General features: G+C 72.4%; 7 protein-coding genes. All 7 read left to right on the top strand.

Annotation, left to right across the window (positions count from 1 at the left end):
- Positions 1 to 75 precede the first annotated feature (75 nt).
- Positions 76 to 807, top strand: coding sequence for a DUF2752 domain-containing protein (locus ACFC0D_RS37755; protein WP_376446454.1), 732 nt, complete (start codon positions 76 to 78; stop codon positions 805 to 807).
- Positions 808 to 949: 142 nt separating this feature from the next.
- Positions 950 to 1759: an indole-3-glycerol phosphate synthase TrpC gene (trpC, locus tag ACFC0D_RS37750; RefSeq protein WP_376446451.1), complete on the top strand. Its 810-nt coding sequence runs from the start codon at positions 950 to 952 to the stop codon at positions 1757 to 1759.
- Positions 1760 to 1868: 109 nt separating this feature from the next.
- Positions 1869 to 2072, top strand: coding sequence for a tryptophan biosynthesis modulator TrpM (trpM, locus tag ACFC0D_RS37745; RefSeq protein ID WP_376446457.1), 204 nt, complete (start codon positions 1869 to 1871; stop codon positions 2070 to 2072).
- A 400-nt stretch (positions 2073 to 2472) separates the two neighbouring features.
- Entirely contained in the window at positions 2473 to 3768 is a 1296-nt protein-coding gene (gene trpB, locus ACFC0D_RS37740; RefSeq protein ID WP_376446448.1) for a tryptophan synthase subunit beta, read from the top strand.
- Positions 3765 to 4580 (top strand): tryptophan synthase subunit alpha, encoded by an 816-nt coding sequence (gene trpA / locus ACFC0D_RS37735; protein WP_376446445.1) that lies wholly within the window; start codon positions 3765 to 3767, stop codon positions 4578 to 4580. Before trpB ends, trpA begins: the two co-directional genes overlap by 4 nt.
- Positions 4581 to 4644: 64 nt before the next feature.
- The gene (locus tag ACFC0D_RS37730) at positions 4645 to 5463 is read left to right on the top strand and encodes a DsbA family protein (protein ID WP_376446442.1); all 819 of its coding nucleotides are present in this window, start codon (positions 4645 to 4647) and stop codon (positions 5461 to 5463) included.
- Between the two features lie 95 nt (positions 5464 to 5558).
- On the top strand, positions 5559 to 6521 hold the full coding sequence (gene lgt, locus ACFC0D_RS37725) for a prolipoprotein diacylglyceryl transferase (RefSeq protein ID WP_376446439.1): 963 nt from the start codon (positions 5559 to 5561) through the stop codon (positions 6519 to 6521).
- The last annotated feature ends 54 nt before the right edge of the window (positions 6522 to 6575 follow it).

The raw sequence follows: 6575 nt of genomic DNA, 5'->3' as shown, positions 1-6575 counted from the left end.
CGGCGATGCCGTGCTGCGCCTTCACGCGTCAGGAGCGACAATCACCGCGTGCACCCGAAGCCGCGGACTCCCGCCGTGACCGAAGACCCAGCCACCCCGCCCGCCGAGGCCGCCCCCGAGCCCGACGCGACGGCGGGGGCCGTGCCCGAGTCCGCCCAGCCTGTCGTGGGCCGTTGGTCCGGCCCGGCGGGCCCGGCGGAGGACGTAGCCGAGTCCGCCCGGCCCGTCGTGGGCCACTGGTCCGGCCAGGCAGGCCCGGCGGGGGCCGTGCCCGAGTCCGCCCAGCCTGTCGTGGGCCATTGGTCCGCTACGGCGGGCCCGGCGGGGGCCGTGCCCGAGTCCGCCCGGCCCGTCGTGGGCCACTGGTCCGGCCAGGCAGGCCCGCCCTCCACCTCCGCCCCCGCGTCGCGGCCGCTCGCTCGGCGGCTCGTCGCGCCCGTCGGCGTGCTCGTCGGGGTCGGAGCCGCGTTCGCCTACGTCGGGAGCGTCGACCCCAACGAGCCCGGGCACTATCCGGTCTGCCCGCTGCTGCGCTTCACCGGGATCTACTGCCCCGGCTGCGGCGGCCTCCGCAGCGCCCACGCCTTCGTGCACGGCGAGCTGGGCGCCGCCCTCGGGGCCAACGCGCTCGCCGTCGTCGGCTACGGGATCTTCGCCGCCGTCATGGTCCTCTGGCTGATTCGCGCCGTACGCGGCGTGCCCATGCGATTGGCGATCGCCCCCGTCTGGTGGTGGGGGATCGGCGCCGTCCTCGCCGTTTTCACCGTGGTGCGGAACCTGCCGTTCGGCTCCGCGCTCGCCCCGTGAGGGCTCACGAGAAGTCCCAGCAGGTGGGACGCACGTCGGCCGGATGCGAGTCCCGCGCCCTCCTGCGGATACCATCGACATGGCTGAACCTGGTTCGTCTTCACGAACATCACCATCACCGTCCCGGAAGGGGGCCTCTCGCGTGAGTGTGCTCGACGAGATCATCGAAGGCGTGCGCGCCGACCTCGCAGAGCGGCAGGCGCGGGTCTCCCTCGACGAGCTCAAGGAGCGCGCCGCCAAGGCGCCGCAGGCCAAGGACGGCGTCGCCGCACTGCGCGGCGAGGGCGTCACGGTGATCTGCGAGGTCAAGCGCTCCAGCCCGTCCAAGGGCGCACTCGCCGCCATCGCCGATCCGGCCGGCCTCGCAGCCGACTACGAGGCGGGCGGCGCCGCCGTCATCTCCGTGCTCACGGAGGAGCGCCGCTTCGGCGGCTCGCTGGCCGACCTGGAGGCCGTCCGGGCCCGGGTCGACATCCCGGTCCTCCGCAAGGACTTCATCGTCACGGCGTACCAGCTGTGGGAGGCCCGTGCCTACGGCGCCGACCTCGCGCTCCTGATCGTCGCCGCACTCGAGCAGGAGGCCCTGGTCTCCCTCATCGAGCGCGCTGAGTCCATCGGCCTCACGCCGCTGGTCGAGGTCCACGACGAGGACGAGGTCGAGCGCGCGGTCGACGCCGGCGCCCGGATCATCGGCGTCAACGCCCGGAACCTGAAGACCCTCAAGGTGGACCGCACGACCTTCGAGCGGGTCGCCCCGGAGATCCCGGCCGGCATCGTCAAGGTCGCCGAATCCGGCGTCCGCGGGCCGCACGACCTCATCGCGTACGCCAACGCGGGCGCCGACGCGGTCCTGGTCGGCGAGTCCCTCGTGACCGGCCGCGACCCGAAGGCCGCCGTCGCCGACCTCGTCGCCGCCGGTGCCCACCCCGCCCTGCGCCACGGTCGGAGCTGACCCCGCCGTGACTCCGCGCCGCGCCACGTCGACCGTCCCGGGCCATGCCGCCCGGGGCGCCGTCGGTGTGCCCGCGGTGACGGTCACCGACCCGGCCGCCGGACGCGCGATGCGCACCCGGCTCCGTACCGCCGCGGCTCCCGCGCACGCCCCGCTGGCCCGGGGATGCCGACCGCGCGGCTGCCGGGCGCCCGCCCGGCGCGTCCACGGCCGTCGCGTGCGGTACGTGATCGGCAGCGAGCCCGGCCAGGTCAACGGCATGCGATGGCGCCGGCGCCCTGCGCGCGTTCTCACGCACGGAAGCAACCCCTAGCCGAGGCAGAGCCCTCCGCCCGCCACCGTGTGGGCAATCGTCCCGCAGGGCTGTGGTCCCCCCGGACGGAGTCTGGGGGAGGGTGGGCACACGGGACGGCGCCCATTGCGGGCGTGTTCCGCCCCTGGTCCCGGTGCCCACAAGGGCGCCGCGCCCAGCGGGTACCGCACACCCTGGGAGCCTGGGCCCGGCAAGGGCGCCGTTCCGTTGTGCCCACCCTCCCCCAGACTCCGTCCGGGGGACCCCCAGCCCAGCGGGACGATTGCCCACACGGGGGCGGGGTGGGCCGGGACGGCCGGAGCGGCCCGTCACGGCGTTGCCGTACGTGAGCGGATCGCGCGCATAACGTGACCATCGTCAGCACGCAATCCGGGGCACCCGCCCCGCGAGGAGCAACCGCATGTCCAGCGAGTTCTTCATTCCGGACCCCGAGGGTCAGGTCCCCACCACCGAGGGTTACTTCGGTGCCTACGGCGGCAAGTTCATCCCGGAGGCCCTCGTCGCCGCCGTGGACGAGGTCGCCGTCGAGTACGACAAGGCCAAGACCGACCCCGAGTTCGCCCGCGAGCTCAACGACCTCATGGTCAACTACACCGGCCGCCCGAGCGCCCTCACCGAGGTCCCCCGGTTCGCCGAGCACGCCGGCGGCGCCCGGGTCTTCCTCAAGCGCGAGGACCTCAACCACACCGGCTCGCACAAGATCAACAACGTCCTCGGTCAGGCCCTGCTCACCAAGCGCATGGGCAAGACCCGGGTCATCGCCGAGACCGGCGCCGGCCAGCACGGTGTCGCCACCGCCACCGCCTGCGCCCTCTTCGGGCTCGAGTGCACCATCTACATGGGCGAGATCGACACCCAGCGCCAGGCGCTGAACGTCGCCCGGATGCGCATGCTCGGCGCCGAGGTCGTCCCGGTGAAGTCCGGCAGCCGCACCCTCAAGGACGCCATCAACGAGGCGTTCCGCGACTGGGTCGCCAACGTCGACCGGACGCACTACCTCTTCGGAACCGTCGCAGGACCGCACCCCTTCCCCGCCATGGTCCGCGACTTCCACCGCGTCATCGGCGTCGAGGCCCGCCGCCAGATCCTGGAGCGCGCGGGACGCCTCCCGGACGCGGCGATCGCCTGTGTCGGCGGCGGATCCAACGCCATCGGCCTCTTCCACGCCTTCCTCCCCGACACCGACGTCCGCCTCATCGGCTGCGAGCCGGCCGGGCACGGCGTCGAGACCGGCGAGCACGCGGCCACCCTGACCGCCGGCGAGCCCGGCATCCTGCACGGCTCGCGGTCGTACGTCCTCCAGGACGACGAGGGCCAGATCACCGAGCCGTACTCCATCTCGGCCGGCCTGGACTACCCGGGCATCGGCCCGGAGCACGCGTACCTCAAGGACACCGGCCGGGGCGAGTACCGCGCCGTCACCGACGACGCGGCCATGCAGGCCCTGCGGCTGCTCTCCCGTACCGAGGGCATCATCCCGGCCATCGAGTCGGCGCACGCCCTCGCGGGCGCGCTGGAGGTGGGCAAGGAGCTGGGTCCCGAGGGTCTGCTCGTCGTCAACCTCTCCGGGCGCGGCGACAAGGACATGGACACGGCCGCCCGCTACTTCGGGCTGTACGACACCGACGCGGCCCCCGTCGAGGCCGACGCCGCCGCCGAGGACGGCGCGGGCGAGATCCGGAGGGACACCAAGTGAGCGGCAACATCCAGCTCCTCAGCGACACCCTGGCCAAGGCAAAGGCCGACAACCGCGCCGCTCTCATCGCCTACCTCCCGGCCGGATTCCCGACCGTGGACGGCGGCATCGAAGCGATCAAGGCCGTCTTCGACGGCGGCGCCGACATCGTCGAGGTCGGGCTCCCGCACAGCGACCCGGTCCTGGACGGCCCCGTCATCCAGACCGCGGACGACATCGCCCTGCGCGGCGGCGTCCGGATCGCCGACGTCATGCGCACGGTGCGCGAGGCCTTCGCCGCCACCGGCAAGCCGGTGCTGGTCATGACGTACTGGAACCCGATCGACCGCTACGGCATCGAGCGGTTCACCGAGGAGCTGGCCGCGGCCGGCGGCGCGGGCTGCATCCTGCCCGACCTGCCGGTCCAGGAGTCCGCGGTCTGGCGCGAGCACGCGGAGAAGCACGGTCTCGCCACCGTCTTCGTCGTCGCGCCGAGCAGCAAGGACGAGCGGCTCGCCACCATCACGGCCGCCGGTTCCGGCTTCGTCTACGCCGCCTCCCTGATGGGCGTCACCGGCACCCGCGAGTCGGTCGGTGCCGAGGCCGCCGATCTGGTCCGGCGCACCCGCGCCACCTCCGACCTCCCGGTCTGCGTCGGACTCGGCGTCTCCAACGCCGAGCAGGCCAAGGAGGTCGCGACCTTCGCCGACGGCGTCATCGTCGGCTCCGCGTTCGTCAAGCGGATGCTGGACGCCGACGACGAGGCGGCCGGACTCGCCGCCGTAAGGGAACTGGCGGGCGAACTCGCCGAGGGCGTGCGCCGCGTTTCGTAACCCGAATGGGTGGATCTGTGACCGGGGAGGCGCGTACGCGCCTCCCCGGTTCGTTGCTGAGGGCGTGAGCCAGAAGAACAGTGACGGGAAAGGGAGCGCGCGGGAGCGCCTCCAGCAGCAGCGCGAGCGAGAGAAGGCCCGGGAGAAGCAGCGGCGCGTCCTGATCGTGTCGGCCGCGGTCGTCGGCGTCCTCGGCCTGGCCGCGGTCGTGGGAGTGATCGCCGCCAACAGCGGGGACAAGGACAGCGGCTCGGACAAGGCGGGCCCGGTCGTCGCCCCGACCGGCGCGACCGAGGGCGACAAGCCGGCCATCCCGACCGGGAAGACGGACGCCCCGTCGACCCTGGCGATCTGGGAGGACTTCCGCTGCCCGGCCTGCGCGTCCTTCGAGAACGCCTTCCGGGACACCATCCACGAGCTCGAGGCCTCCGGCGCGCTCAAGACGGAGTACCACCTCGCCACCCTCATCGACGGGAACATGGGCGGCAGCGGCTCCCTGCGCGCGGCGAACGCCGCCGCGTGCGCCCAGGACGCGGGAAAGTTCACCGCGTACCACGACGTGCTGTACATCAACCAGCCGCAGGAGACCGACGACGCCTTCGGCAACAACGACAAGCTGATCGAACTCGCGGCGAAGGTGCCCGGGCTCGACACGCCGGCCTTCCGCAGCTGTGTCGAGGACGGCACGCACGACAGCTGGGTGGGGAAGTCGAACGACGCGTTCCGCAGCAGCGACTTCCAGGGCACGCCCTCCGTACTGCTCAACGGAGAATCGATCTTCCCGAACAAGGGGGACGAGCAGATCTCCCCGGAGAACCTGAAGAAGTGGGTCGCCGAGGCGAACAAGAGCAAGGCGCCGGGCACGGCCTCGCCCACGAACTGACGCCCCCGGCGTTCCTCCGTCGGTGCCTTAGTTACGCAGACGTTGTCGGGTGGGCTGCCGCGTCACCCGCCCGGCAAGGTAGCGTCGGTTCTGCCATGGACCTTGCCTACATTCCCAGCCCGTCGACCGGAGTCCTGAACCTCGGACCGGTTCCGCTGCGCGGCTATGCCTTCTGCATCATCATCGGTGTCTTCGTCGCCGTCTGGTACGGCAACAAGCGCTGGATCGCCCGGGGCGGCAAAGCCGGCACCGTGGCCGACATCGCCGTCTGGGCGGTGCCCTTCGGCCTCGTCGGTGGCCGGCTCTACCACGTGATCACCGACTACCAGCTGTACTTCAGCGAGGGTGAGAACTGGGTCGACGCCTTCAAGATCTGGGAGGGCGGCCTCGGTATCTGGGGCGCCATCGCGCTCGGCGCGGTGGGCGCCTGGATCGGCTGCCGCCGGCGCGGCATCCCGCTGCCGGCGTACGCGGACGCCATCGCGCCCGGTATCGCCTTCGCCCAGGCCATCGGCCGCTGGGGCAACTGGTTCAACCAGGAGCTGTACGGCAAGCCGACCACCCTGCCGTGGGGACTGGAGATCTCCGCCGGTGCGAACCGCGAGGAAGGGATCTACCACCCGACCTTCCTGTACGAGTCGCTGTGGTGCATCGGTGTCGCGCTCCTGGTCATCTGGGCGGACCGCCGCTTCAAGATGGGCCACGGCCGGGCCTTCGCGCTGTACGTCGCCGCGTACTGCACGGGCCGGGCGTGGATCGAGTACATGCGGGTCGACGAGGCGCACCACGTCCTCGGCCTGCGGCTGAACGTCTGGACGGCGATCGTCGTCTTCGTCCTGGCCGTCGCCTACATCGTGATCTCGTCGCGGGTCCGCCCGGGACGGGAGGAGATCGTGGAGCCGGACCGGGACAAGCCCGCGGTCGACAAGGGCGCGACCGACGAGGACGGCGAGGCCTCCGAGGCCGACGCCTCCGTGGACGAGCCCGAGGACGCGCCGGGGAACCTCAGCGAGGAGTCGACCGACGAGCCGGCCGGCAACGGCGCGGGCAAGGGCTGACCGGCCCGTCGGCAACGCATGCATGGGGCCGAGCCGTAGAGAGAGGTCTGGTTC

Source organism: Streptomyces sp. NPDC056222 (assembly GCF_042264065.1).
Taxonomy (GTDB): Bacteria; Actinomycetota; Actinomycetes; order Streptomycetales; family Streptomycetaceae; genus Streptomyces.
Note: the sequence above shows the minus strand (reverse complement) of the source record. Positions and strands in the feature narration are given on the sequence as shown.